Genomic DNA, 25,681 nt, shown 5'->3' on the forward strand with positions numbered 1-25,681 from the left:
CATCCGAGCAGTCTCCGCAAAGAGAATAAATACGACGAGCTAGAACAGGACACGACTGATCAGAACAGACCCGATTCCCTTGTACGTACAATGAAAAGAAGATCTATTCGATCACAACCCATGGATACTGGGACAAGTTATCATACAAGAAACGCACCTGTTCTGGCGTTCGGCCTTCCTCATCAAATAACAGCAATTCATTCTCATCCTGCAGCCAGGATAAAGGAATTTTGTAATCCTCTTGCGGACCGATCTGCCAATAACGTCCCAGATGGTGCCCGTTCAGATGAAGTGTTCCCTTGCTCATCCCGGTAAGACGAAGCATCAGGTTCACTCGGAAGTGTTCGGGCACAGCTGACTTGGAGAAACGCCAGCGGTACCAGACAGGTTGACCGTACGAACCATTCCCCACCGACATGGCATTCCAATTGCCACTATAATCCGCATCCTGCCGATAGGTATCGAGATGACCTGAGACGTTCGGTGGCTCATATAATCCCCATTGTCGTGGAAGCAAGGCATCCGTACCTGCCATGCGCCAATCCTTCAGCTCATCTTCACTCCGGTACAAGATCAGTTCCAGCCGATTCAGCGGCGTCCTGCTATAAGGCATCTCCAGCGTATTGATCTCTCCGGGCCGCAAATAAAGGGAAAGATCCAACGTGTTAAACGAAAACCAGTCCTGATACCCTTCCATTGGCATATCTATGCCATTAATGCGCAATCCTTGGCTCACCGCTCCAACGAGAGTCGCACGGTCCATGCCATCCAGCGTAAAGCTTCTGCTCAGAAGCGGGGCATCCTCAAGATGATTCACCTCATCGAGATGCACCACCCCATGCTCCGCATGCCAATTCCGGCGTAGGTCCTGAGCGGAACCACCGATGTACACCGATCCTGCCAGACCTTTGCTTTCACCCAAATATGGAGAAAAATTTAGCCTGCCCATATGCTGTACCAGCACCTGAAGTGTATTCTTTCCTTTCGTCGTCTGCACCTGAACACCCGCTGCACCAACTTGACGAACCAGTGCCTGCTCTACACGATTGACATATATTCTGGCCGTATCCTGAAGGTCCGGCAGAATAAGGGTGGTGATTCCATCCACCGAACGGTCGAAATCGCACTCGTATAATAGATACCCGAAATCTTGTCCGTACTGGGAAAAATGCTCTGGTTGACCACTCGAAGCACGCTGTTCCGCTGTTAATGACACACGAGACAACTCGGGGGAATCCGACAGTTTCGGTGGCATAGGCAGCGTGGTGAAAAGATCATGCTGAATTGCTGCGGATGACTCCTGAACATGTTCATCCTGTATGCCGCTCTGTGAATCGTTTGCTTCTCCATATATGAACTCACGTCCAGTCAACGACCGTTCACCATCCGTCCAGCTGCCGAGAAGCAAAATATTCCGATCCGGATCAGAGATCATACCCGTGACCTGCCCGGATAGGGAGACATCTACATCATCAAATCCGATTGCGTAACGCAGCTGATTCGCCCCTCCCTCACCATCAATTCTCCACATGCAATCCATCGTTTCCTTGTCCAGAACCACGAACCGAATGGGGATACCACTTGCCTCCAGATGAATGATGCCTGGCTCACGGAAATGTACCAGTTCGAAGCGATAGGCTCCATTTAACGGATCACGTTCAACCAGTACCTGCATGCTGCTATCCTGTACATTCAAGACATTCGTCTCCAGTTCCACAACTGAACGCTGTCCCGCCTCCGCAACGATGAACAGGGTCAATTCTCCATTCACCACTTCATTGCCCGTAATCATCGCGCCACCTGTCAGGTATACATTCTTGGCAATCTCTACCCTGTCAAGTATCGGGATAATCTGCCCTGGGTTCAGGGCAACGGGAAGTGTCCGGCCTTCCTCCAGCGTGACGTGAAACGTCTCACGCTCATCCTTGTGACTCTCCAAGAACCATATCTTCTCGCTGCCTTTAGACCTGCCTCGTACAGAAACGCCTTGCGGATGACGTACCTTGATCTGCTCTGCTGGTACTTCCTCCGTCTCTATCAGCAATGCGCCAAACGCATGGACAAAATAGGATAACTTCTTCGCTACAGCATACTTGGCCGTTACCCTCCCGTACTCGTTCAGCGGCGCATCATAATCGTAGGAGGTAATCATGAAAATATCGCTGCTGCCCACGGTTCTGCCACCATATCCGCCAAAGTTGGTTCCGCCGTAGAACATGTAATGACTGATTCCGGTATAGCCGGTGCGAAGAATTTCCATCATGCGTTTCTCAAACAGTGGCGCCGTCTTCTGAATGGCAGAAGGCCCACCCCAATTCTCGAACCATCCCGTCCAAAATTCCGTAACGATCTTCGGTGTATCCGGCTGTTTCTCCCGCAGCTTCGCATAATGACCGTCAGCACCTGACCAGAAGTTGGCCCCTTCAATCGTGCCCTCCGCGCCACCTACACAGGTGATAAGCGGAACGTCAATCCCTCGCTGAAGCAGCCCGTCCCGAAGGTGGTTCATATGATTACTTGCTGCTGCATCATCCATCAGATACCCGTATTCGTTCTCGACCTGTACAAGAATAACAGTGCCTCCGGCAGATAGCTGGCGCTCACGAATGATTGGAATGATTCGGTCAAAATACAGATCTACATAATGCAGATAGGCTTCATTATTTTGTCGGAACTTGATTCCCTGCTTCGTTTCCAGCCAATAGGGGAAGCCGCCGAAATCCCACTCTGCGCAAATAAACGGACCCGGCCTCGTGATTACATACATGCCCAACTCTGCACACAGGTCCAGAAAGGCTCCACAATCATTGTCTCCTTCGAACGACCATTGTCCTTCCTCCGGCTCATGCACGTTCCAGGCAAAATAGGTATCAATGCAATTCATGCCAGCCAGCTTCGCCTTCATCAGAACCTCCCGCCATTCCTCCCTCGGCATGCGGAAATAATGAATGGTGGCACTGTTCAGAAATACTCGTTCTCCATTCATCATGAAGCTGCGCTGATCGTAAGTCAGTTCAGATCGAACGCCGTGCTCAGCCCTCGTCTTTGTATTCTTCTCCTCCTCCTGAAGCAAAAGGGATGTTTTCTCTGTCAAAGATAAGCCCTCCTTCTCTGTGTTTGAGTTCATATGTCCTGTAATTCATTTACTTTATAAGTTCAACTAATGCATATTCATACCAGCACTCAGATGACAGAAAATGATATATTGCTTAACCCTCAGTTCGCCTGCAACGTTACGCCTTCTAATACAACGGTGGTGATGGAATTGTCCACTGTTAGCACTTCCAGTCCATTCGCATACACCGGAACATTTTCAAGCTGCTCCATGTTCCGATCCGGTGACGTCTGATAAACCTGTGCTGTAGAAGTACTGCTGTAGTCAAATGCCCCCAGTTTAAATGCTGTGGTTCCGGCAGATAACTCATTGCGAATCACCAGTACCAATCTCTTCTGCTCTGCATCATAGGCAGCCAGTGTTCGCCCATCATCTGTTGGAATAATCGTTGCACCTGGACGGATGAATTTCGTAAACTGGGCCATGCCATAATACTGTTTTGTCATCTCGTACTGCTCTTCTCCATTAAAATTCGCATGAATGAAGCCCCAGTTATTGTTGGCACCTTCATCTTCAATGGCCTGCCAATATACCCAGGCAGAAGGCTGCATGATTTTCAGATCGAACATGATGCGCTCCGCGAGCTCCTGCACGGAAGTCATGTCCTCATGACTATGGGGTTCGCTGCCACCCGTCCCATACTCGGACATCCACAGTTTCTTGCCATACCGTTCGGCCAACGTGCGTAGTTCTTCCATTTTGCTACCATTATAGGAGTGCGTGTTAATCTGGTCGATCACATCCAGCGTATCCTGATCATAGAGGCTGAAATTGTGCACCGTCTCGTCAATGCTATTATCGTCCGCAGCACTGATGACCGTACCGTCCAACCCTTTACTTTTGAGCGACGCCGCAACCTTCTTGATAATCTCGGCTTGTTTGTCATTGGTAAAATGACTGCCTTCCTGCATGTTGCCTTTCTTCCACCAGTCCGAGGAAGGTTCATTGAGGGGGTCAAGTGTACGGAACGTAATGCCCCACTCATCGCGATAATGCTTCACGACCTCGGTTAGATAATCGGCAAACGCATCATACTGATCCTCTCGCAGATTGTTGCTGCCATCTACAGCACCCGTAACCGAGCCGCTGATCGTCATCCAGTAAGGGGGTGAATTGGAGAACGCTTCAGCAATGTTGACCCCACGTTCCAGAGATCCCTGTAATACGGCACGTTGTCCTGCATCTGCCTCCCAGTCCCACACGCCGGGTTCAGGCTGGAAACCGGGAACATCTCCTCCGGGCCGAAGCGCCTTCATATCAGGATTCTCCTCGCCGCCAATATTGTAGCGAACAATGTTCAGACCTAGCCCTTTCTCTGCATCAAACACCAGATCCATTACTTCACTGACTTTTGCTTGATCTTTCCATCCTCCAAGATCGTTGGCCCACCACGCAAGCGACGTACCCCAGCCTTCAAAATGATCATAGGATTGCTCCAGCTTCAGACGTATCGGCTCACCTTGGAATGTAAGTGTTTTGGATGATTCATTGGCAAAATGATTGATGATAATCCCTCCTCCCGCAAGGAGCGCGAACAGGGCCACACCCATCAGGATGTAACTCCGGCTGCGCCACCTGCGCTGCTTGTGATGATTATTGTTGTCATTTTTGAAAGGGTCCTTGTTGTTATTCATGATTCATGCAGCCCTTTATCGATGTGCGATGTAGACAGTTCTTGGTTTTTACCATTGGCTTCAACACTGCGTTCACCTCCCGTTACTTGATCCCGCTGCTGCCACCACTGATATTCGCTTCATAGACATAACGCTGTCCGAACAGATATACCAACACCATCGGAATGGTCAGGAACAGGGAAGCAATCATAACGAGGTTCCATGGTGGCATCTGTCCGCCACCGACCGTGGTCAGAAGCTGAACACCGAGCGCCAGTGGCATTTTCTCCGGATCATTGATGTAAATGAGCGGCCCCATGAAGTTCCCCCAGTTATAGGAAAACGAGAAAATGGCGATGGCGGCAAGTATCGGATATGTGAGTGGCATAATGATCTTCCAGTAGATTCCCGGATGTCCCATGCCGTCGATCATGGCAGCTTCATCAAGCGACTTCGGAATGCTCATGACGAACTGCCGAATGAGAAATACGTTGAATGCTCCGGCGAAAAAACTAGGCACAATCAGTGGATAGAATGTATTGATCCAATCCAGATGACGGAAGATGATGAACTGCGGCACCATCGTCACCTCGCCCGGAATCATCATCGTACTAAGCAGTACAATGAAGAGGAACCGACTGCCTCTCGCCTTGATCCGAGCGAAGCCGTAAGATACGACCGATGCTGACAACACCGATCCGATAATGGTAATGACGGTAATAATGACTGAATTTTTCAGATAAGTACCCAGATTGTTATTCGTGAAGATCGTATAGAAATTGGACCATTGGAATTCGAGCGGTATGAAGGTAAAGGCCGATTTTACTGTTGTAGCGTCACTCGCCAGTGCGATGGAGATCATGTACAGGAAAGGGGAAGCAAGCAGCACCCCAACCAGAATCAGAAAAATGTAAGATATCGTTTTCTCTACAGTGGATGGATTACTCATTTGCTTTTCCCTCCTCGTAATGCACCCATAGCGCCGACGAACGGAACACAACCAGGGTGAGCGCCATGATGATGATGAACAGCACCCAGGCAATGGCCGATGCATATCCCATCTTGTAGAACTGGAACGCATTTTGGAACAGGTAAGGAACAACCATCTGGCTGGCATTGTCCGGTCCACCCGCTGTAACGATGAATACCTGTGCGAACGTCTGGAGCGCCCCGATCATCCCGGTGACGAGATTGAAGAAGATGACGGGAGTCAGCATTGGAAATGTAATGTGGAAGAACGATTGCGAGCTCTTCGCCCCATCAATGGCAGCGGCCTCGTACAGCTCCTGAGGAATACCTTTCATACCCGCCAGCAGCAGTACCACGCCGCCCCCGACGCCCCATAGCGACATGAGAATCAAGGCTGGTTTAACCCAGTTCGGATCAAGCAGCCAAGCAGGGCCTTGAATGCCGAAGATGGCAAGCGCCTGGTTGATCAAGCCTTCCGTTGGTGCAAGCAGATGGATGAAGAGCAGTGAGCTTGCAACTACCGGAACCACAGATGGCAGATAGAACAGGATGCGGAAGAAGGTAATACCTTTGATTTTTTTGTTGAGGTAATACGCAATCCAGAGCGAGATGGACATGCCCAGCGGAATCGATATTAAGGCGTAGAAGAAAGTATTGCCTACGGATTTCCAGAAGATCGGGTCATCGGTCAACAGGTTTTTGTAATTGTCTATACCGATGAATTCAGGAGACTGGAACAGATCCCAATTGGTGAAGCTCATGTAGATGGAAAACAGGATCGGACCCAGGGTAAGTCCAAGGAATCCAATCAGCCAAGGCGAGATGAATATATAAAACCATTTCCCGTCCTTTTTTCTCACGTTAAGCCCTCCCATAACGAAGCGAGCAGACGAAACCCGGATTCATTCATGCCGAATTCCGTCTGTCCCCTGTCGATGCTATTTGTAGATTCTTTCCAGTCCACTCTGAATTTCAGTCACGGTATCATCCAGTGAGGCTTTATTGTTGAAGTAGACACCCAGCTTGTCGTTAATGAGCTTCATCATTTCATTCCATTGCGGATTGAACGGCTCGGCGTAAATGGTGGACTCGCTGAAAGCAGCCATGTTGATTTTCTTGCCGCCATATTCTGCATTCAGGAACTCATCGCTGGACAGGCCTGCTTTCGTTGCCGGAGCATCCTGGCCCGCTTTGATCATTGGTAATTGAGCTTCTGGTGTAGTCAGCGCCTCTATGATTTTGAATGCCTCTTCCTTATGTTTGGACGCGTTCGTAATCGTAAAGCCATTGAAGAAAGCGTTGGTCTCTCCCCATATCGGAGAAATGTCCCAATTGATGCCTTCCACCTTGGCAAGTGAACCGATATTCCAGAATCCCGTCGTCTCCATAGCAATCTTGCCTTGGGCGAACAATGGGTCAGCACCGATATTTCCCATGTCAGCAATCTCTGTTGGCGTTGGTCCCACACCATGGGTGAAGGTCAGATCATTCATGAATTGCAGTGCTTTACGTACAGGTTCGGTATTGAAGGTTGGTTTGCCGCTCTCATCGAACAGGGAACCACCGTTTTGGTAGATCAACTGCATCCATTGCGGCCACCAGCTGCCTGGGTAGTACCCCCATTGAACCGTTTTGCCATTCTCCTTCACTGTCAGCTTCTGAGCAGCGGCGAGCAGGTCTTCCTGCGTCCATTCCTTGGTCGGGTATTCCACCCCGGCCTTGTCGAACAGGTCTTTGTTGTAAAAGAGTACCATCGCGCCTGCACGGTCAGGCATTCCGAACTGTTTCCCATCGAATTTCATCAGGCTGGCGATGTCGTCAGAATAGCGCTCTGACATGTTCACATTGTTGGCCTGGATCATATCATCCAGCGAAACAATTTGGTTTTTGGAGGCGTACGCCTGATAGTTCTCGGCAATCATCATGATGTCCGGTGCGGTTCCCCCGGCGATCATCGTCTGAACCTTTTGGTCATAGTCCCCGGCAACGACGTTCAGTTTCACGTTAATATCGGGATAGGTCTGCTTCACAATGTCGAGCCTCTCCTGATAAATCTTCTTCTCGTCCTCCGAGCCCCAGATCGTCATGCTCAGATCGACCTTGCCACCAGCTGCACCGCTGTCACCCTTGCTACAGGCTGTCAGACCCATTACCATGACCAGCATCAATAACGAAATGACCTTTAAACTTTTTCTCATACCGTGCGCCCCCTTGAAATATGAATGGAAGATCAGACAACTGAAACCCGTTTCATGAAATGGGTTTCATAAAGTTTAAAATTAAAACCCGTTCCAGTTTATGAAAGGGGTTTCATTCACGACCTCATTATATTTCACCCTCCGAAGGAATGTCAACGCTTTCTTTTTCAAACATTCCCCATTTATCGTGGTGCGGGTCCAGTACTCTGGCGGACAACAAGCTCTGGTTGCAGAATGGTCTGTTTCTTCGGATTAGCCTGATTAATCAGTTCATGCAGCTTGTCCACCGCCAGCTTGCCCAGCTGATACGTATTCTGGGACACAGTCGTCAGTTCCGGTATAACGGCACTGGCGAGCGGCGTATCATCAAAACCGACAATGGAAATGTCCTTTGGAATCGATAAGCCATGCTCAATGGTCGCCTTAATCGCACCAATCGCCGTGTAGTCGTTCACACAGATCACCGCAGTTGGAGGGTTTCCACGGTCCAGCAGCTTAGACATCTCCCGTTTGCCATCTTCAATGGAGAAGCTTCCAAGCAGTTGACGCTCTTTCGGAATTTCGAGTCCATGCTCACGCAGTTTTTTCTGAATGGCCTTGACCTTAACCATCGTGGTGGACAACTCCTTCAAACCGCCTACAAAAGCAATATCCCGATGTCCCAGTTCGAGTAAATGTTCAGTAGCCAAAACAGCCCCCGCCCCTTCATCCGTGTACACCCGATGGAATCCGCCTTTGGCAATATTGCCATTGACCAGCACGATCGGCATACGTTTGCCCATATCAATCAATTCCTGAGCCATCTCATCCGGACAGACCTGCATGTTGATTCGTCCACCGAGAAAAATAATGCCATCTACCCGCTTCTCGCGCAAAATAGACAGATACTCGGACTCCCGGCTGTAATCCCCGGCCGTATTGCACAGGAAGAATGTATATCCCAATCCACGTGCCTCGTTCTCAGCCCCCCAGAACACTTCTGGGAAGAACGGATTCGTAATGTCCGGCAGGATGATCGCAATGGTTCCCGTCTCTTTCTTGATCAGACTGCGCGCCTGCGCGTTGGGTTGGAACTGGTGTTTTTCAATGATAGACATGATCTTCTCCCTTGTGCTAGCACGCACAGGTGCCGTATCATTCAGCACACGGGAGACCGTGGATACGGATACGTTCGCTTCTTTGGCGATGTCATATATGGTAATCGGTGTCATATGTGGAACCATCCTTTTTCTCTAATATTCCTGCTTATCATACCAGATAAGGAATCGGGATGAAATGGGTTTCATTCCGAGGCTCCATCACAGCATCTCCACCGATGATATTCAAGTAATTGAACCATTCGATTGGATGATCCACCAAAGTTGTAATTTTCATCGGATTCAGCCTGCTTTCCCTTCTATTTCACACCATTGTTCCATATATTAGATTGTAAGCGAATTCATAAGGTGATTAGAGGAGTGTGAACGACGTTATGATCATTCAGGTCAGTCCGCTGGCAGAATCAAGACTTAACGCGATGCTGGGAGATCGGCCGGGCTATTTCAAGCTGTTTTATGACACCGATGGATGCGGATGTGATGGTACTGCTGTGCTTCTGATCGTTAACGAGCCAGACAGTGATGACATTCGGATTGAATCCGATTCGCTTCCTTTCCTTATCAACAAACAGCAACAGATCTATTTCGAGCCTTGCCTTCGCCTGCAATCAGAGAACAGTTTCCCTTCCTACCGATTGAGCAGTGATTCCATGATATACGGCAATCATGTCAAAGCCCATGATATACGGGATACCGCAGACACTTCGCCGCAGCCGCTCAGTTGGTTCGTACGATAAAAGTTGGAAAATATGGACCTACGAAAAAACCTCCCAACCCTTGAAAATTAACGGGCTGGGAGGTTTCTTCTTTGTTTGTTTTTGTATGGCCTGCATCAGTTGTGTGACTGGAAAGTTATCTCTTGGACCAATCGCAGCATACCTGATCTTGTCAAATGACCTCATGCGCTTATTTACTTTGTTTTGAACCGGGATGATGCTTCGGCAAGCTGTTTGGTCAATCCATCGATGGTCTGTACCATCTCTGACAGATGCTCGGTCATGCCTGACTGTTCCTCCATCGTCGCGGTTACTTCCTCCACGGATGCAGACACTTCTTCACCTGAAGCAGACAAGTTCTGTGCAGCTCCAATGACGTCATCCTTATCGCGTTCAATGGATTCAATCTCGGAGGCAATCGCCTGAACCTGGTCCATCATTTCATTCATATTTTGGGTGACAAAATTGAACGTTTCCTTTGTCTGACCTACACTGCTCTTATGCTGTTCAGCAATCGCCTCGATGGCTTGTACGCTCCGGTTATTCTGCTCGACATGATCAATCGTCTGCATCACAATCCGGCTGATATCCTCCGATTGGGCTGTGGTCTGCTCCGCCAATTTGCGGATCTCCGATGCAACGACGGCGAAGCCACGCCCATGCTCGCCTGCCCTAGCGGCTTCAATGGAGGCATTGAGTGCAAGCAGCTTCGTCTGATTCGCAATCTCGGTTATCGTACCTGTAATTTGGTGAATGCCGGAGGAACTTTCAGCGAGCTGCACTGTAATCTTGGAAATATTGTTCACTTCGGCCTCGTTCTGTTCGTTCACCGCAATCAACGCATCAATGACCTCATGGTTGCTCTTGAATGCATCCGTGATCTCATCTGCCTTGAGCTTCACCGACTGTGACATCTCATTGACGTTCTCAATTTTATTGCCCACGTTCATGAATTTATCCACGATCGCTTCCGTATCATTGGCCTGAGATTCCATCGCTCGTGAAATTTCAAACGCCGTTGTCGTTGTTTCGGCAATGGAGGTCGAAGTCTGCTGGGTGGACAGATCCAGTTCGGTTGTACTTGTTTTCAGTACGCTGATGGAATGATTCATGCTGGAAATCAGCTGTTGGTTGCCCGCCGCCATCGTGTTAAAGCTGTCCACCAGTTGTTTGAATTCTCCGCTATATTTGCCCTTAGCCTGCACCGTCAGATCCCCGTCTGCAAGTTGTCTGAACAATGCTGTTAGCCTTGTAATGGGTTTGGTAACCAGTAAGGAGATCAGTATTCCTGCGATGATAGACACCGTAATCGCGCTGAACAGGACAATATACATTTGTTTCGCCATTGCCCGTAACGGCTTCTGCACATCACTTAATTTGTCTTCAACAATGATGGTCCAATCCGATCTTGGGATTTTGGAATAGAATACGACTTTGTCCTCTGTGCTAATGTCACCTTGTTGCAACTGCTCGTTAGAAGGCAGATTAATCAGTGACTGATATTCACCAGACTCAAGCTTCTGCCCCGCCATCTTCTCATCCGCCGAATCGAACATCACCGTGCCCACGCGGTCCAGAATAATGACTTTTCCCTCTTCATTAATGTTGATGTTCTGAAGCTGGTCAACAAAGAAAGAGGTTGATGCGGTAGATACGAGTACGCCCTCCACTTGCTTGTTCTCATCGTAGATCGGCATCGCAAAAGCTGTACCCAGCGTGCCCAGTGATTTGGAGATAATCCCTTCACTAATCACGTTCTGACCTTGAACCGCCTGTTGAAAATACGCACGATCTGCACGTTCTCCCCCGAGGGCTTCAGGATCGTTCGCTGCAACGACGGTGCCTTTCCGGTCCAGCAATATGATATTGCTGTTACCCTCCATCCCCGCCAGGCTGTCTGCCAATATACCATTGGACTTATCCACGAGTTCACTATTTTCCGAGAAAAAGACATCATCATTCTGTCCTTCGCTATTTCGAATCTCCAGCAATTCCTGAAATGTGCCATGTGTTGTAATCAGGAATGTGGACTGTTCTTCCAACGTTAATGAGGTGAACAAGCCCGCACCAATCCGGTCAGAGGTTGCTTTAATCTCATCCTTGCTTTTGTCGAGGGTAATGACTGCTGCTACAGTGTAAGATAATACCGCAGTTACCGCCAATACGAGGGTTACCAGTAAACTGATCATTAGCGGCAATTTGACTCTGAACGACATGTTGATTATGCGTTCTCTCGCCTTCGCGAATACCAAATGAATCCACCTTCCATTTCTTCCTTGATTGTGTCCAATATTGTATGGGTTAACTTTATATCGGTAGATATCAATCAATTGTTCAGCAGGAAAAACATTTGCACTGAAAATGTTTTTTTAAACATCTCATATTCTTCTATATGAAAACAAAACTATATGTAACTAGTATTATATTTTTATCCTTTACTCGATTTGTAAAATAAAGGTATAATCCTATTTGAATTAATCTAACGTTTCTTCATAGGGAAAAGGATGTAGAGATAATGAAAAGAACGGTTTTACCCAACAAATTCATTGCAGTCGTAATGACTCTAGTTCTCTTCATTGCGGGGTGTAGTTCAGGAACAGAAGCACATCAATATCTTTCAATTACAAACACGGAATATGTTAATGGAACAGATACCGATGATGGTATGATCATGAGAGCATATACATACGACATCGTAACGAAGGCTCTAACTAAACTAGCTGATTTGCCTTATAACTCTCAATATCCCTTAACTGTAGCTTCCTTAGCAGATGGCACCATCTATTATTCAGGGGCAGGAAAAGATAAGGGTGACGAGTTGTTTTCCTATGATATTCAGGCACAAAAGACTCAACAATTAAGCTCAGGCTTATTTGCAATTAATTCAATTATTCCGGATACCACTGATCATACTTTGGTTATGGCTGCTGTTAAAAAGGGAGAACGTCCTGTCAAAGTCATTTTCTTTGATCAGAAAACGCAAGAGATGAACATCTTGAATGACGAGGATTCGGATACAACTACATGGGATATTTCGTTTAACCCGGAAACGAGCAAAACCTATGCCATCCAATATTCCGAAGAAGAGCAATATATTCATATGGAGCAGTCCAATAAGGCGCAAACACCGATGGTTCCTCCAAACCATACCATCATTGAAATAGACCCCATTTCTATGCTGACCCGTAAAGTCATTGAACTGGATAAGGAACAAATTTTAACTCTGTCCGCCCGTGGAGATCAGATCATGATTGCCACGGCAAAACACATCAATAAATATCCCATTGAATACAGTATGGTGAATATCAGAACAGGCGAAAGAACGAAAATGTCCCTTCCTATCAAGGTCAGTAGTGAATTGTACTTGTCCAAAGATGGACGAGGTTTTTATTTCCTTGGGGAATATGTAGATGCAAACGTCAAACATGAACGAGGAATCTATTACTATGATTTGAAAACGCAAGAATTCGAAGCCATATTTCTTCAAAAAGAGGGATTCATTAATAATTTTATACTTCTGTCGAATGCATAACCATTCCGTAATTAGGTTTTTACAAAAAACAATAGCAATATAGGGACGTTCCTGAGAAACACAGGAACGCCCTTGTGGAGTGTGCTCGTATATGAAGATGGTAACTGAACCTTTGTTCTCTTGATCCCTCCTCGGACAAAAAAGCTCCTGCCACCGGAAGTGGCAGGAGCTTACATGATAGGATTCAGCATGAACATTGAACATCTATGCTTCCATGACCTACATGGCTTACATTTTTCACAGATAATTATGAACTGGTGTTTAACCCAGATCTGCAATTCGCTGTTTAATGCGTGGAAATAAACCAAAAGCATTCTCGTAGAATACCTTCTCATGATGCTGCTCCGGCACAAGTCGACGGACGAATTCTGCATACAGATCGATCGGCGCGAGCGGCCAGTCGGTTCCGAACAGCATTTTCTCGTAATGATCCGAATACACAAGCGCCCGGCGGAAATGATCCATGAATAAGGGTTCGTTCATAAACCGTTCAAACTGGGGCCGATCACCGACAACGAGGCCGGACAAATCTGCGTAAACGTTAGGATTCTTCGCCACGACTTCAGCGGCATCCATCACCCAAGGATCACCCAAATGACAGATCATAAAATTCACACCGCGCTGTTGAAAGGCTAATTCGTCCACGGTCAGCGGATGTGCATACTTGAGCAATCCATTCATGGAGTACGTATCCCCCGTATGAATGACCACCGGCACGTTATACTTGGCTGCCAGTTCATAGACCGGTGTGTAAATCTTGTCATACACGTAGTGATGATAGTACCCCGCATATAGTTTGATTCCGGCTACCTCAGGAGCTTGCAATCGTGCTTCAATCCGGTCCAGCTCGTCCTGAGCGTGTTCACCACCAAGGTGGTTTGGATTAATGCCGACGCATTCCATGAGGAATGAAGGAACCGTTTCTTCCAAATCAAGTCCCATCGGGTTGGGAGAACTGGAATCCGGGAATGCTCCCTTCGTCTGCTCCGTAACCCCCATTCCGATGCCAAGTATAACGTCGTTCTTATCAAACTCCGCCTTGAGGCCAGCGGCAGAGTAATCCACTTTTGATAGATCTATCGCCGTTCGATGAAAGCTGTCGATGTCCGACAGATGAATGTGAATATCAATAATCGGCATGTTAAGCCTCCTTTTCACCTTTTGAAGTTGCAAAATCTAGCTGCAGAAGGCCACGTACATCCTCTGGATTCAGAGGAATTTGCCCCAAGATCAGATAGGTCGGCTCTGTCCAGACCGTTTCCCCGTTCAGCAGTGGCAGATTGTGATACACACTGTGACCGAGCACCACATTGTTCACAAACCCCGCTGCATTCTGATTAGGGTAACGATTCACTGCATGCAGCATGTCTTTACGCGAAACTGCACCCATTCGCAAGAAACCCTTGGACTGAAGATATCCGTCTACCTTTCCGAGAGGGTACCGCCCTTGCTCGGGGTGTTCCAGCCAACCATCAGCAAAGACAGGCGAGGGTTTGAAGAAATGTTCCTCTGCTAGCGAGTAATCCAGCGCCAATCCGCTTTCGTTCGTAACCGAATGCAACTCACAGAGAACAGGAACGCCGGGCAGCATGAGGTAATGTTGCTGTACCGTGATTCCCCGATTCGCTTCATGCTTCTCGATGCGGGTCGTGATCTGAATTCCTTTCCAGACGTTACCGTATTCATCCTTCCGCTCCGTCCAAGCCGCGCTTCTTTGTTCCAGCTGACGGCTGAAACCGTTCATACCAGGGATACCTACACCAAGTCCGCCGTACCATGGATTCCACCAGGAACGCGGGGCTGCTTCCGGATACGTGCTGTCCAGCCATTCTTGACCCTGATACTTCAAGGAATGCACGACACTTCCGAAGCGGGGGGCAGCTGCCATCGAAAGAACTCCGTTGCTCACCGTGTACACGGGACCTGCTGGACCTTCTTCAATCACGCAATCAACGGCTGTTCCTGTCTGTGGATACCAGAGGGCGGTCCGTTCGTGAATCCGATCCTCGCCTCGATATACGGCCCGAACCATCCAGCCAAATTCACGTTCTTCTGTCGCATCCTTTTCCTCAGGGGAGAACTCCAATTTAGCGGAGCGCAGATCCTGCTCTCGATTTAATTCCATATCAGCAGCTAAATGCTCTGGTGTGCCACCATTTTGCACGTACAGTTCCAGGTTTCCAGCGAGCGGAACCATCTTCCGTTCAATCAGTTCTGCTGTCAGTACATCCTGGGCGAACGGATTGCCACCACCCAATACCAGCTCAAGATGGTTGTCCAGCTTCGGTACAACCAGGCTCCGCCGTTTTTGGGCGAAAGATCGGAAATCCTGCCATTTGGCAAATGTGTTCAGCGCAAATACGGTCGCCTTCGTTTGCACAACGGCTCCTGCTGGAATCCGGCCAAGCTCATGCTGTAACCCCAGTGTGTGTTCCGGACGAAGCAGCTTCAGGGAAGGGTCCCAATAGATACCGCAAGCACCGTACTCTTCCTTGCAGAACAGCCAGTTCTCTGTAATTTGGGCGCTGTCCCAATGGCTCGGATCGCTAGAGTACGCATCGCCCATATCTACATAACGGCCTTGGTACGGGAGAATAAGCCGGTTGCCGAAGAAACCAAAGTTCGTCATCAAGAACATATTCTCTTCCAGCTCAGCGCTGCGCGTATTCCCAATTTCGTGGTAAAACTCCGCAATTCCGTTGGCAGACAATTTGACCACGGACTTGATCTCTATACCTGGGAAGTCTTCCGATTCATACAGTGCTTCGAGAACCTGGTTTTCTCCCTCCGGATAGATGTTCACTTCCTTGGCTTGTTTCTTGGAAAACTCTTCTGCAAATGGCTTACCCAGCTTCGGATAGGTCCACCAGAACGTGTGAACCGATCCAGGGTATTCAATCCACATGTTGTTCTCTTGCTTGCTCATATGGAGGGAGAATGCACCGTTCACGGCCACCCACTGTTCCCCGTTTTCCCCACCGTAACGGCCTTGTGTTCCCTTCATTAGAACAGACAGCTTGGTTGTAAAAGATACCGCTTGTCTATCCGTCGGAACAGCCGTTACCTCTACTTCTCGCGAATAGAGACCATACGAACGCAAGGTGAAGGCTACCGGTACAGATGCTTTGCCTTTTGCAGGGACCGTGAAGCGAACCGAACGTTCTGCCCACTCCAGGAATTCATCTTCTGGTAGGTCAAAAGTGAACACTGCTTCGGAATCAAAATTATTCTCCACGTTCAGGTATAGCTCAGCAGGAACGCTTGTATAGAGCTCTTTCACGGGCAACGCCGTGTTGATCTTGGCCGGGAATTTCGGGGCAACGCCCATACGAAACTCGGCTTTTCTGCCACCAATCAGCCATGTGCTTGTGACAACGGGATGGGTCTTATTCTGACTTTGCTCCTCTTGAACCGGATCAAGGTGGAATTCGCCCTCCACGATTACCGTTTCTCCCGGAGCAACTGCTCTTGCAACGTCCAGCGCAAAACGAATATTTTTGTTGTCCTGACCCTTGATCTCGAACTTCAGCTCGGATGCTGAGCGGTTCGTGATCCGGTAGCGAACCTTGTATGCGAAACCAAATACGAGATCATGATCGTCGATCTCTGTGGTAATTTCGTAATCCGGTGTTTCGAGAGCTGTCAGCCCGCGACCCGATTTCTCGAATTCGGCTCGCAAGGAGATATCTCCCTTTTTCCAGGAATAATCAAAGAAATCGAAACCACGCTCCCGTCGGCCATCCGGCTCGATGACGAGTTCGCGGGTGCTGTCTGCGTACCAATCCAGCTCCTCAAAATAAGGAGCAAGTGCTTCCGTCTGCAAGATGGTCGGGATGAAGTTCATCAGATGCACATTTTCATCCTTTTTCTCCCAGAAGAACCCGCATTTCTTGTACATCGGTACAGCCTTGGTGTTACCTGCCCAAGTAAACAGATCCAGGCGAGGCCATCCCGCTTCCACAGTCTTGCGAACGGCGTTCAGGATCAGATTACGTCCGACCTTGTAGCCGTGATAATCGGGGCGCACATTCAATAGCGGTACATACAGGGCATTCTCGTCATAACGGTAGTGGGCAAAACTGCAGAAGCCAACAACCTCTTTCTCATGAACGGCGAGAAATACATGAAGATTGGACGAAGTCTCCATCTCCCGGCGAACGGTATCCTCCGTTCTCTGGTTGGTGCCACCTCCCCAACTTTCGTTGCTGCGGTTCCACATATCAGCGACTGCGGCAGCGTAGGAGGGATCGTATTCGATAATACGGATTTGTTCGATAATCGAAGTTACGGTCATATTTGGATCTCCTTATCTTTATCTATAGGATGGTCTTCGTGATCATTCGATATGGCCTTTGCCCGATAGCCGCAGAGATAATACAGGCCATGTTTGAAGAAGCTAGCGATAGTCTTATCATACTATAAATGGAAGCTTTTTCAGAGGATTAAAAATCTTTCTTATCAACTTATAGGTGCCTTTCGACTCTTGTTCGAAGCGTCAGATAACACCACAAACAAAAAATGGCTCTTTCCGCCTTATTGGACGGAAAGAGCCATTTTGATAATACCGGGGTCCTGTGCCATCAGCTCGCCTTCGCGAGTTTCGTGCCGCGAATCGATGCTGTAGCGTATACGACGAGCGCTGTCCAGATAAGCGCAAAGCCAACGAGCAGAACCGGCGAGACCGATTCCTTGAATACGAATATGCTCAGTAACAGCATGATCGTCGGCCCGATGTATTGAACGAAGCCGAGCGTAGACAACGACATCCGGGCGGCTGCTCGCGCAAAAAAGAGCAGCGGCAGCGCCGTGACTACGCCGGAAAGGAGCAATTCGATGAACGTCGGCGCAGGCAGCGTCCATGCCGTCGTTTTCCCCACAACGGCCAAATAGATCCAGTAGCCGAGCGCGACAGGCAGGACTACAGCCGTCTCCGAGAATAAACCTATAGAAGCGTCTTGCTTGATCTTCTTCTTCGCCAGGCCGTACAAACCAAATGACGCAGCCAGCGAGATCGCGACCCACGGAAACCGTCCATAGTCAATCGCGATGATAAGCACCGCTGCGCCAGCGATGGCAATCGCGAGCCATTGACCGCGGTTTGGCTTCTCACGAAGGAAGAGAACCGCTAACAAGACGTTCAGCAACGGATTCAAATAATAGCCAAGGCTTGTCTCTACAACATGGCCGTTGTTGACCGCCCAGATGAAGATAAGCCAATTAACTGCAATCAGCATTCCGCTGGCGGTGAGGGACAGAAGAAGCGAGCGGTTAGTTGCAATCCGCTTTATGTCACCCCAGCGCCGCTGGGCGGCGACCAGAATACCCATAAAAACAAACGACCATACAACCCGATGCGATAGAATCTCGCCTGCCGGAACTTCGCTAAACAACTTCCAATAAAGCGGGAGAACCCCCCACATGATATACGCAATAATAGCGTTGACCAACCCGTTATTCATAATCATTTTTCCCCTCTTCTTGCTCTGATGTCTGAACGGATTATACGTCTCAATCCCCTTGCAAGTAAAGGAAATAATTGATTGGTTTGATTTAATTATTACTTATTAGTCAAGGTTAATAATCTTATCAAAGCAGTAAGAATCTTTGTCATAGCCATTATGCTCATAGAAAGCATGAGCGTCGGTTCGCTTGAATCCGCTGCATAAAATAATACTTGATATTCCGAGTTCTTTAGCATAATTTTCAGTGTGTCGTAATAGTTTTGTACCTATCCCACGATGCTGAAATTCCTTTTTTACGGCAAGAGCTTGTATATGTAAATAACCAATCGAAACCCCTATAGCTAATGCCTGAACTACAGTTACAAAACCAACCACATCATTTTCAAATAATGCAACAAATGTTTTGTAATTCCCGTCCTCATTCATTTTTTCTGTAGTAACTCGAAAGTTTTCATCATTAACATTACGAATCTCAAGGAGATCGTTCCATAAAAAAACAACTTCAGTATAATCATTCGCTACAATTTCTCGTATCTTAATTTCCATGCCTAACCTCCCTTAATAGAAATGTTCATTAGAGCATTCGATAATTAATGAAGCAATTCTGCCCGTTAGAGCCTCGCGAACGTGATGTAGTCGACTTGGACAGGCTCTGACGATTCGATCCGAAGTGCCCGGTTGATCTGTCCCCGGTGATATTGCCCATGTAAGAGAACCTGCAGCAGGATGTCCCGAACGGACGTACGGAACGGAACTCCGCTCTGATTCGCATAGTCTATCATCGCGTCCAACTCGGTTTCCTCGAGCCCTTCGATATAGACGCGATATTGCTCTGCATTTTCTTCGAACATCGTCCGGAGCGCCGTCAGGTCTTCCGCTTCTTCCCATAACGAATATTGCGCGCTGCCCTTGCCCTGCAATCGGGACAGCCAGACTCGTTCTGCGACCGCAACATGCCGAACCAGTTTCAGAAGGTCCTTGTTCTTCGTCCCACTCTCTTCGAGCGCGTCCAGGATACGTCCGTCTGCCCAGTACAGGTGTTCCATCATACACTTGATCGTCTTCATTTCGATTTCCCCCTCTTCATCTCATTGATTAATTTAACCTGCTGCCATCCGATAGTTTCATCAAAGAAGCTTTTCATTTGATTTAACTGATCTCTGTCTGGATGCCATAGCGTCTTGGTTGATTGCCATCTTTTAGCCCAGATCGATAAGGAGTTGTTTTGCATAAGCATCCCAGTCTGCTCCATCTGTGTCAATCCCCCTTTATTTCATTATCGTTCGGAATTATTCATCACGTTGACTTACCAACGATTCCTCTTTATAATTCGGACATCTAGAGCCAAGACGATCCCTAGTCGTTTGTTTGAAACTAAAGAAAAACAGTAGAAAAGATTTCTGCAGTTTTCGAAGAATGGATCTTTGGTCTTTTTACAAACTCAAAAGTGAAAGATGTGAAGAAGTTATGAGTAAAGAGAAAGTATACTACGGTAAAAATATCGAGGTAATGTTTAATTCAGAGGTATGCATTCATTCCGGTATTTGCGTAAAGGGCCTCCCTGAAGTCTTTGATTTAAGCAAGCGTCCTTGGGTTAATCCCGATGCTGACACTACAGAAGCAATTACCCGACATATTGACACATGTCCAAGCGGAGCACTGACGTATAAACGTCTGGACGGTGAATATTCAACAGAGAAAGAGGGATAAACATGCATATTGCAGAACATGATACCGACAACAAAAGATTTCTTATTCAAGATGATGGCGGAATTGCTGCGGTGATGACCTATGTAATCTCTAACCCGGAGCTTTACATCATTGATCATACCTTTGTGGAAAATGCTTACCGGGGACAAGGGCTTGGCGATAAGCTTATCCAAGCTATGGTGGAATACGCGCGAGAAAATGGTATTAAGATTTTACCCTTATGCCCGTTTGCCAAGGGACGATTCGAACGGATCTCCGAATACGCGGATGTCCTCCATAAATAATCCCTATTAATATAATTATGACAATAATAACAGAGAAGAGCCTGCAGGCACGAAATTTCTTCGTCCTCCTCTGGCTCTTTTTCTATCTGTGAATATCCCCGTATTCAGAAAAATAGGTCAACATTTTCTGATTTTGATACATGAAGAACTCCCACTCTCTATAGAGGTGGGAGTTCTATTCATATTAAACAACTAACTGTATAGATTAAGAATCGCGAGTACATGAATCTATCCATCCGTTAGGCCTTCTGAACAGAGGACGCGTAAAATACGTCACTATGCATATGTTTGATTTTATCCCAGTTACCGGGATTGGTTGTGTCTGGAGAGCGGTGCTCCATGATTGCTTGATATAAAGCAGTCTTTTGTTCCAAATGAGCGATGTGCTGTTTGGCTTCTTCGAGCTTATTAAGTGCCGCCTCTTTATGCTCCATCATAAGTTTGTAGCGTTGCGGAATAGTCGAATCCCCTTCGAGACAGAAATCAACGTACATTTTAATGACTTCAATAGACATCCCGGATTGCTTGAGGCATTTGATGCCATGCAGCCAGTTGATCGATTCTTCGTCGAACATCCGAATATTGTTTTGATTGCGCTGTACACTTGGCACCAGTCCTTTATCCGTATAGAAGCGGACAGCATGCTCGGTAAGTCCCGTGATCATCGCCGCTTCTTTGACCGTATGCATATAAAACCCTCCTTGAAAAATAAATGTTGGATGACGGCTTGCCTTCGTGTAACACGAAGGTGATAGGCTTATTGTAATGCAAATCTAGCGTATGCGGAAGCGCTGCTCTGAGGAGCCTGATTTTCCGAGTATCGAGGCCATTTGCATCTTACATTTAAACACTGGGAGGAATTACAATGCAAACCGTAACATTAAACAATGGAGTGAAAATGCCGATCATTGGCTTTGGTGTCTACCAAGTTCCAGATGCTGAAGAATGCGAGAACGCCGTATATGAAGCACTGATGGCTGGTTACCGCCTGATCGACACCGCTTCAGGTTATCTGAACGAGGAAGCGGTCGGTCGTGCGATTAAGCGCAGTGGCATACCACGTGAGGAACTGTTCATCACGACCAAACTCTGGGTTCAGGATGCCAACTATGAGAGAGCCAAGCTGTCTTTTGCTAAATCCTTGAAAAAGTTAGAGCTGGACTATCTCGATCTATACCTTATACACCAGCCGTTCGGCGATTACTACGGTGCTTGGCGTGCAATGGAAGAATTATACCGCGAGGGTAAGATCAAGGCGATCGGTGTCAGCAACTTCCTGCCTGACCGTCTGATGGACCTCATCATGCATAATGAAATCGTTCCAGCTGTTAACCAGATTGAAACGCATCCGTTCTACCAGCAGACAGAGAGCGCCGCTTTTATGAAAGAGCAGGGAGTGCAGCATCAGTCGTGGGCCCCGTTCGCTGAGGGACTTAATAACATGTTCAGCAACGAAGTGCTAGTCTCCATCGCAGAAAAACACAACAAATCCGTCGCTCAGGTCGTGTTGCGTTGGCTTGTTCAGCGTCAAATCGTTGTCATTCCAAAATCGACGAAAAAAGAACGGATCATCGAAAACTTTGACATTTTCGATTTTGAGCTGAGTACGGCTGATATCGAACAAATCTCAGCTCTCGATACGCGGGAAAGTCTCTTCTTATCCTACCACGATCCCGAAGTCGCCGAGAGAATGGGCAACTGGAAATTTGATCTGTAACCATGATCGAATCTTAAACTCATCACACGTTTATCCCTGTCTATAGAAGGGATAGGCCGGTGGTATTATCCCCTCATGGTAGACAGTGAAAAAGAGGACAGGTTACTTGGCATGGGAACTGTATTTCGTTTTACAACATGGAACGTTTCCAAAACAAACTGGGCGACCTTTCCCCGATTGATTCCGGGAGAGAGTCACCTTAATAAAATCTCTTTTTTATTGTCTACTTGACGGGGCTATGGCCACATTTCATTCTTCACTTTTTCTATTTCTATTTCTTTTTCTTTTTTTCTAAAGAAATCGAACTTGATCACTTAATCAAAAAGAGACGTAATTACAACAGCGCCAAGTGGAATCAATGAATATACCCATCGCGGATTATTTGGAGCTTCACCAGGGGGAGCATCAGTTAAAAAAACATAAAGGACAACACAATAAATTACTGCCACTACAATACCTGTTATGTTTCTATTTTTCATAGCTGTTTTCCACCTCTTGTTCATAGAGATTCAAAGTATTGTATTCCTCGCCTAAGAATATTGATACATATTTGGAATAATTTATCTCACCCTATTTAATACTCCGTAATATCGATTGTAAGAATACTAGATTCTGTGAACCCAGATATCCTCACAGAGAAATAGTCTATTTCCCACTGTGAGCGCCTTCGTTTAACGTAAATCCGTAAGGACTTGTTTCGCATAAACTTCCCAGTCTGCTTCATCTGTGTTAATCTCTAAAGTTGGAATCAATGATTGTTTCGTAGCCATTCGAAGATTTTCTTGATTATCTAAAAACGTTTCACATACTTGGGGAGTAGTAGAATTCCCCATCACATATGACTTCCAAGCTTCACCGCGACTTTCAATATACCTTGGCTCAACTGCATCCGGGGTCAAGGTTAAGAGTACACAATGTGCATTCATCCTGGATAGACGTTTCTCAAGCAACTCAATCTCAGGAGAGGCTTTAAATGCGGCTCTATGATTTGCATGAAACCTCTCTAAAAGAAAGAATATACCTTTTGATGGTTTTAAATGACCAAGAGAGTTAATCCAATCGTATTGTTGTTCAAGATAATCAACATGTCGACGTAGAAGTGAAATATGTTCATCCTTATCCATGGATCTTAAAACACCTTGGTATGAATGCAATACTTGTGAATAGTGTTCACTTATTGCAATTATAGTTTTTTCACTATTCTGTGTTTGACTATGTAATCTCTTTATTGCAGAAAATAATGATGTTTTCCCTACAGTAGACATCCCTTCGATAATTACACCCCGAATCATCTTCCTACTCCTCCTAAGCTTCTTAGTATTCTGCCCTTTAGTATAACTTAGCCCCCGCTCAAATAGTTTGTTCGACGTAAGAATTAAACTAACCTGCCCGTTAGCTTAGTGACTAATCGTTAATCGAACCATGTTTTTGTCCCATTTCGGCAACAGGTACAAGTTCTTTTCTTGACTCGAGACAAGAACATAAACCAATAAAACAAAAAAAGCCGCTAAATTAGCGACTTTAACGTCTATTGAAGAATAATGACAAAAGGAACGCTAGTCCGATTTTGTATCTTCATTTTCCGCTTTTTTGAGCTGCTTTCTCTCGATATGGGCCTTCCCCCATTGATGTAAAGTTTCCAAAATCGGAGAAAGGCTCATGCCGTATTCCGTGATGGAGTACTCCACTTTCGGAGGGACTTGAGGATAAATGACTCGCTTCACGATCTCTTCCTCCTCCAACTCGCGCAGATGGAGCGTAAGCATCCTTTGCGTGATATCAGGCAGCAATCTTTTTAATTCATTGAACCTCAAAGGTTCACCTTGAAACAAATGATAAAGAATCATCGGCTTCCATTTGCCAACAATTGAATCCAGCGCAACAACGAATTGACATTGGACAGGGTCCTTTTGCATGTGTTCTCCTCCGTTACAGTACCTTTTTTAATACTATACCACATGATTGTGCGTACTTCACAAATAGTATATATGCGATATGATTAATTCAGAAAGTGTATTTAATTTAATTACAGAAGGGAAGTTTTAAATCATGTCAACCGTACTATACATCACCGCACATCCTCTTGATCCTCAGTCATCTTATAGCCTCGCAGTTGGAAATGAATTTATTGAAGCATACCGTGAGGCAAATCCAACAGATGAAGTTGTTTATTTAGACCTGTACCAAGAGAACATTCCGCAAATCGATGCTGATGTCTTACGCGGTTGGGGAAAGATGCGATCAGGTTCGTCTTTCGATCAACTGACTGATGCTGAGAAATCAAAAGTGGCTCGTCATGAGACGATTATAGACCAATTCGTGGCTGCCGATAAGTATGTGTACGTTTCACCTATGTGGAATTTCTCGATCCCACCGGTTCTGAAAGCATACACGGATGTGACTTCAGTTCCGGGTAAGACTTTCAAATATACCAAGGATGGACCTGTGGGTCTGTTGTCCGGCAAAAAAGCATTACACATTCAAGCTTCCGGATCCGTTTATTCGGAAGGTCCACTTGCTCCGATTGAAATGGGATACAGCTATCTAAAGAAGATATTACACTTCTATGGAATTCAATCTATTGAGGCAATTTTTGTGGAGGGAACGGCATCATTAGAGCAAGCACCAATTATTAAGGAAAAAGCAATTGCAAAAGCAAAGGAAGTTGCCAAACGTTTCTAATCATTCACCCGTTTTTAGAAATATTATCCACGTTGATTAAACAAAAGAAGCCGATCATGTTGGTCGGCTGTCTTCTTGGTTTAATGAGTTATCGTTTTCCGTTAGCTTAAACCATATTCTCCAGATATCTGTTAAATAAGGCTAATGAGTATTTCTTTTGAGAGACTAAATTTTCTGTAATCTGATTAATTACTTCTTTATCACGTAGCTCCAGTAAATCTGGAGTCAACAGATCCTTGAGTGCTATCCATTTTGAATCAATGATCTCAGTTGTATCTAGCTGAAGAGAACCACCGATGATTTCACCAATAAAATGAAATAACCTGATGATTTGTACTACTAATAAAATTGTAAATACCTATACCTGTAGTGGCTGTAAGTCTAACATTATAGCCGGTTTCTTCTTTTACTTCTCTAAGTGCCGCCTCTAGAATATCTTCATTATACTTGATTCTCCCTGACGGGAAGTTCCATGTATTCTTTACAGATGCTTTGTTTTCTTTGATCATAAGTAGCTTATCTTCATGTATTATCGAAACACTCACAACCCAACACCATCCCGTTTTGAGTCACGTTAAAAAACCTC

The 25,681-nt window shown here is 46.6% G+C and carries 25 protein-coding genes; 6 read left to right on the forward strand and 19 right to left on the reverse strand.

All coding sequences use genetic code 11. The features are described from left to right. Positions 1–103: 103 nt before the first annotated feature. The 7 genes from ACDJ58_RS21945 to ACDJ58_RS21975 all read right to left on the reverse strand — a co-directional run bounded on the left by ACDJ58_RS21945 (position 104) and on the right by ACDJ58_RS21975 (position 9,269). A complete protein-coding gene (locus ACDJ58_RS21945; RefSeq protein WP_413372919.1) occupies positions 104–3,094 on the reverse strand; it encodes a beta-galactosidase in 2,991 nt (996 codons plus the stop codon). A gap of 122 nt (positions 3,095–3,216) precedes the next feature. Continuing rightward, entirely contained in the window at positions 3,217–4,749 is a 1,533-nt protein-coding gene (locus tag ACDJ58_RS21950; protein ID WP_413372920.1) for a glycoside hydrolase family 30 protein, read from the reverse strand. A gap of 82 nt (positions 4,750–4,831) precedes the next feature. Further along, on the reverse strand, positions 4,832–5,677 hold the full coding sequence (locus ACDJ58_RS21955; protein ID WP_072734634.1) for a carbohydrate ABC transporter permease: 846 nt from the start codon (positions 5,675–5,677) through the stop codon (positions 4,832–4,834). Beyond that, on the reverse strand, positions 5,670–6,557 hold the full coding sequence (locus tag ACDJ58_RS21960; RefSeq protein ID WP_063565348.1) for a carbohydrate ABC transporter permease: 888 nt from the start codon (positions 6,555–6,557) through the stop codon (positions 5,670–5,672). Before ACDJ58_RS21960 ends, ACDJ58_RS21955 begins: the two co-directional genes overlap by 8 nt. 78 nt (positions 6,558–6,635) lie before the next feature. Next, on the reverse strand, positions 6,636–7,895 hold the full coding sequence (locus ACDJ58_RS21965; protein WP_076287912.1) for an ABC transporter substrate-binding protein: 1,260 nt from the start codon (positions 7,893–7,895) through the stop codon (positions 6,636–6,638). Positions 7,896–8,077: 182 nt separating this feature from the next. Beyond that, on the reverse strand, positions 8,078–9,106 hold the full coding sequence (locus ACDJ58_RS21970; RefSeq protein ID WP_413372921.1) for a LacI family DNA-binding transcriptional regulator: 1,029 nt from the start codon (positions 9,104–9,106) through the stop codon (positions 8,078–8,080). A gap of 37 nt (positions 9,107–9,143) precedes the next feature. Further along, the gene (locus ACDJ58_RS21975) at positions 9,144–9,269 is read right to left on the reverse strand and encodes a hypothetical protein (RefSeq protein WP_256336611.1); all 126 of its coding nucleotides are present in this window, start codon (positions 9,267–9,269) and stop codon (positions 9,144–9,146) included. A gap of 85 nt (positions 9,270–9,354) precedes the next feature. Here ACDJ58_RS21975 and ACDJ58_RS21980 point away from each other — a divergent pair, with 85 nt between their 5' ends. Then, a complete protein-coding gene (locus ACDJ58_RS21980; RefSeq protein ID WP_413372923.1) occupies positions 9,355–9,729 on the forward strand; it encodes an iron-sulfur cluster biosynthesis family protein in 375 nt (124 codons plus the stop codon). A gap of 173 nt (positions 9,730–9,902) precedes the next feature. On the opposite strand, the gene ACDJ58_RS21985 is transcribed toward ACDJ58_RS21980, so the two are convergent. After that, positions 9,903–11,960, reverse strand: a complete 2,058-nt coding sequence (locus tag ACDJ58_RS21985) for a methyl-accepting chemotaxis protein (protein WP_413372924.1) — start codon at positions 11,958–11,960, stop codon at positions 9,903–9,905. A 263-nt stretch (positions 11,961–12,223) separates the two neighbouring features. Here ACDJ58_RS21985 and ACDJ58_RS21990 point away from each other — a divergent pair, with 263 nt between their 5' ends. Further along, complete coding sequence (locus tag ACDJ58_RS21990) at positions 12,224–13,240, forward strand: hypothetical protein (protein WP_413372925.1); 1,017 nt, start codon at positions 12,224–12,226, stop codon at positions 13,238–13,240. Positions 13,241–13,501: 261 nt separating this feature from the next. On the opposite strand, the gene ACDJ58_RS21995 is transcribed toward ACDJ58_RS21990, so the two are convergent. From ACDJ58_RS21995 to ACDJ58_RS22020, 6 genes are all read right to left on the reverse strand, one after another. After that, positions 13,502–14,380, reverse strand: a complete 879-nt coding sequence (locus ACDJ58_RS21995; protein ID WP_413372926.1) for an amidohydrolase family protein — start codon at positions 14,378–14,380, stop codon at positions 13,502–13,504. A 1-nt stretch (position 14,381) separates the two neighbouring features. Further along, positions 14,382–17,534: a GNAT family N-acetyltransferase gene (locus ACDJ58_RS22000; RefSeq protein ID WP_413372927.1), complete on the reverse strand. Its 3,153-nt coding sequence runs from the start codon at positions 17,532–17,534 to the stop codon at positions 14,382–14,384. A gap of 286 nt (positions 17,535–17,820) precedes the next feature. Then, on the reverse strand, positions 17,821–18,699 hold the full coding sequence (gene rarD, locus ACDJ58_RS22005; RefSeq protein ID WP_064640718.1) for an EamA family transporter RarD: 879 nt from the start codon (positions 18,697–18,699) through the stop codon (positions 17,821–17,823). A 105-nt stretch (positions 18,700–18,804) separates the two neighbouring features. Then, positions 18,805–19,248 carry a GNAT family N-acetyltransferase gene (locus ACDJ58_RS22010; RefSeq protein ID WP_413372928.1) on the reverse strand — a complete coding sequence of 148 codons (444 nt, stop codon included), beginning with the start codon at positions 19,246–19,248 and terminating at the stop codon, positions 18,805–18,807. A 65-nt stretch (positions 19,249–19,313) separates the two neighbouring features. After that, positions 19,314–19,769, reverse strand: coding sequence for a DinB family protein (locus ACDJ58_RS22015; protein ID WP_413372929.1), 456 nt, complete (start codon positions 19,767–19,769; stop codon positions 19,314–19,316). After that, positions 19,766–19,954 carry a hypothetical protein gene (locus ACDJ58_RS22020; protein WP_413372930.1) on the reverse strand — a complete coding sequence of 63 codons (189 nt, stop codon included), beginning with the start codon at positions 19,952–19,954 and terminating at the stop codon, positions 19,766–19,768. Before ACDJ58_RS22020 ends, ACDJ58_RS22015 begins: the two co-directional genes overlap by 4 nt. A 215-nt stretch (positions 19,955–20,169) precedes the next feature. On the opposite strand from ACDJ58_RS22020, the gene ACDJ58_RS22025 reads away from it, so the two are divergent. Continuing rightward, positions 20,170–20,412 (forward strand): (4Fe-4S)-binding protein, encoded by a 243-nt coding sequence (locus tag ACDJ58_RS22025; protein WP_413028382.1) that lies wholly within the window; start codon positions 20,170–20,172, stop codon positions 20,410–20,412. Positions 20,413–20,414: 2 nt separating this feature from the next. Continuing rightward, positions 20,415–20,696: a GNAT family N-acetyltransferase gene (locus tag ACDJ58_RS22030; protein ID WP_163757837.1), complete on the forward strand. Its 282-nt coding sequence runs from the start codon at positions 20,415–20,417 to the stop codon at positions 20,694–20,696. A gap of 239 nt (positions 20,697–20,935) precedes the next feature. Here ACDJ58_RS22030 and ACDJ58_RS22035 read toward each other — a convergent pair whose 3' ends face one another. Beyond that, complete coding sequence (locus tag ACDJ58_RS22035; RefSeq protein ID WP_413372931.1) at positions 20,936–21,385, reverse strand: MerR family transcriptional regulator; 450 nt, start codon at positions 21,383–21,385, stop codon at positions 20,936–20,938. A 176-nt stretch (positions 21,386–21,561) separates the two neighbouring features. Here ACDJ58_RS22035 and ACDJ58_RS22040 point away from each other — a divergent pair, with 176 nt between their 5' ends. Further along, positions 21,562–22,413: an aldo/keto reductase gene (locus ACDJ58_RS22040; protein ID WP_413372932.1), complete on the forward strand. Its 852-nt coding sequence runs from the start codon at positions 21,562–21,564 to the stop codon at positions 22,411–22,413. 314 nt (positions 22,414–22,727) lie between these two features. Here the strand turns inward: ACDJ58_RS22040 and ACDJ58_RS22045 are convergent, their stop codons facing one another. The 3 genes from ACDJ58_RS22045 to ACDJ58_RS22055 form a co-directional block, all read right to left on the reverse strand. Next, positions 22,728–22,892: a hypothetical protein gene (locus ACDJ58_RS22045; RefSeq protein WP_413372933.1), complete on the reverse strand. Its 165-nt coding sequence runs from the start codon at positions 22,890–22,892 to the stop codon at positions 22,728–22,730. Between the two features lie 192 nt (positions 22,893–23,084). Next, positions 23,085–23,705 (reverse strand): hypothetical protein, encoded by a 621-nt coding sequence (locus ACDJ58_RS22050; protein WP_413372935.1) that lies wholly within the window; start codon positions 23,703–23,705, stop codon positions 23,085–23,087. 264 nt (positions 23,706–23,969) lie between these two features. Further along, positions 23,970–24,329: a winged helix-turn-helix transcriptional regulator gene (locus ACDJ58_RS22055; protein ID WP_413372937.1), complete on the reverse strand. Its 360-nt coding sequence runs from the start codon at positions 24,327–24,329 to the stop codon at positions 23,970–23,972. 133 nt (positions 24,330–24,462) lie between these two features. Here ACDJ58_RS22055 and ACDJ58_RS22060 point away from each other — a divergent pair, with 133 nt between their 5' ends. Then, positions 24,463–25,095 carry an FMN-dependent NADH-azoreductase gene (locus tag ACDJ58_RS22060; protein ID WP_413372938.1) on the forward strand — a complete coding sequence of 211 codons (633 nt, stop codon included), beginning with the start codon at positions 24,463–24,465 and terminating at the stop codon, positions 25,093–25,095. Between the two features lie 302 nt (positions 25,096–25,397). Here ACDJ58_RS22060 and ACDJ58_RS22065 read toward each other — a convergent pair whose 3' ends face one another. Continuing rightward, a complete protein-coding gene (locus ACDJ58_RS22065) occupies positions 25,398–25,640 on the reverse strand; it encodes an NUDIX hydrolase (protein ID WP_413372939.1) in 243 nt (80 codons plus the stop codon). Positions 25,641–25,681 lie beyond the last annotated feature (41 nt).

Source organism: Paenibacillus taichungensis, assembly GCF_047302525.1.
Lineage (GTDB): Bacteria > Bacillota > Bacilli > Paenibacillales > Paenibacillaceae > Paenibacillus > Paenibacillus taichungensis_B.

Excerpts from the sequence above, each read along its gene's own strand:
- ACDJ58_RS21950 (WP_413372920.1), bottom strand. The coding sequence starts at position 4,749 with ATGAATAACAACAAGGACCCTTTCAAAAATGACAACAATAATCATCAC.
- ACDJ58_RS21955 (WP_072734634.1), bottom strand. The coding sequence starts at position 5,677 with ATGAGTAATCCATCCACTGTAGAGAAAACGATATCTTACATTTTTCTG.
- ACDJ58_RS21965 (WP_076287912.1), bottom strand. The coding sequence starts at position 7,895 with ATGAGAAAAAGTTTAAAGGTCATTTCGTTATTGATGCTGGTCATGGTA.
- ACDJ58_RS21970 (WP_413372921.1), bottom strand. The coding sequence starts at position 9,106 with ATGACACCGATTACCATATATGACATCGCCAAAGAAGCGAACGTATCC.
- ACDJ58_RS21975 (WP_256336611.1), bottom strand. The coding sequence starts at position 9,269 with ATGAAAATTACAACTTTGGTGGATCATCCAATCGAATGGTTCAATTAC.
- ACDJ58_RS21990 (WP_413372925.1), top strand. The coding sequence starts at position 12,224 with ATGAAAAGAACGGTTTTACCCAACAAATTCATTGCAGTCGTAATGACT.
- ACDJ58_RS21995 (WP_413372926.1), bottom strand. The coding sequence starts at position 14,380 with ATGCCGATTATTGATATTCACATTCATCTGTCGGACATCGACAGCTTT.
- ACDJ58_RS22000 (WP_413372927.1), bottom strand. The coding sequence starts at position 17,534 with ATGACCGTAACTTCGATTATCGAACAAATCCGTATTATCGAATACGAT.
- rarD (WP_064640718.1), bottom strand. The coding sequence starts at position 18,699 with ATGAATAACGGGTTGGTCAACGCTATTATTGCGTATATCATGTGGGGG.
- ACDJ58_RS22010 (WP_413372928.1), bottom strand. The coding sequence starts at position 19,248 with ATGGAAATTAAGATACGAGAAATTGTAGCGAATGATTATACTGAAGTT.
- ACDJ58_RS22015 (WP_413372929.1), bottom strand. The coding sequence starts at position 19,769 with ATGAAGACGATCAAGTGTATGATGGAACACCTGTACTGGGCAGACGGA.
- ACDJ58_RS22020 (WP_413372930.1), bottom strand. The coding sequence starts at position 19,954 with ATGGAGCAGACTGGGATGCTTATGCAAAACAACTCCTTATCGATCTGG.
- ACDJ58_RS22025 (WP_413028382.1), top strand. The coding sequence starts at position 20,170 with ATGAGTAAAGAGAAAGTATACTACGGTAAAAATATCGAGGTAATGTTT.
- ACDJ58_RS22030 (WP_163757837.1), top strand. The coding sequence starts at position 20,415 with ATGCATATTGCAGAACATGATACCGACAACAAAAGATTTCTTATTCAA.
- ACDJ58_RS22035 (WP_413372931.1), bottom strand. The coding sequence starts at position 21,385 with ATGCATACGGTCAAAGAAGCGGCGATGATCACGGGACTTACCGAGCAT.
- ACDJ58_RS22040 (WP_413372932.1), top strand. The coding sequence starts at position 21,562 with ATGCAAACCGTAACATTAAACAATGGAGTGAAAATGCCGATCATTGGC.
- ACDJ58_RS22045 (WP_413372933.1), bottom strand. The coding sequence starts at position 22,892 with ATGAAAAATAGAAACATAACAGGTATTGTAGTGGCAGTAATTTATTGT.
- ACDJ58_RS22050 (WP_413372935.1), bottom strand. The coding sequence starts at position 23,705 with ATGATTCGGGGTGTAATTATCGAAGGGATGTCTACTGTAGGGAAAACA.
- ACDJ58_RS22055 (WP_413372937.1), bottom strand. The coding sequence starts at position 24,329 with ATGCAAAAGGACCCTGTCCAATGTCAATTCGTTGTTGCGCTGGATTCA.
- ACDJ58_RS22060 (WP_413372938.1), top strand. The coding sequence starts at position 24,463 with ATGTCAACCGTACTATACATCACCGCACATCCTCTTGATCCTCAGTCA.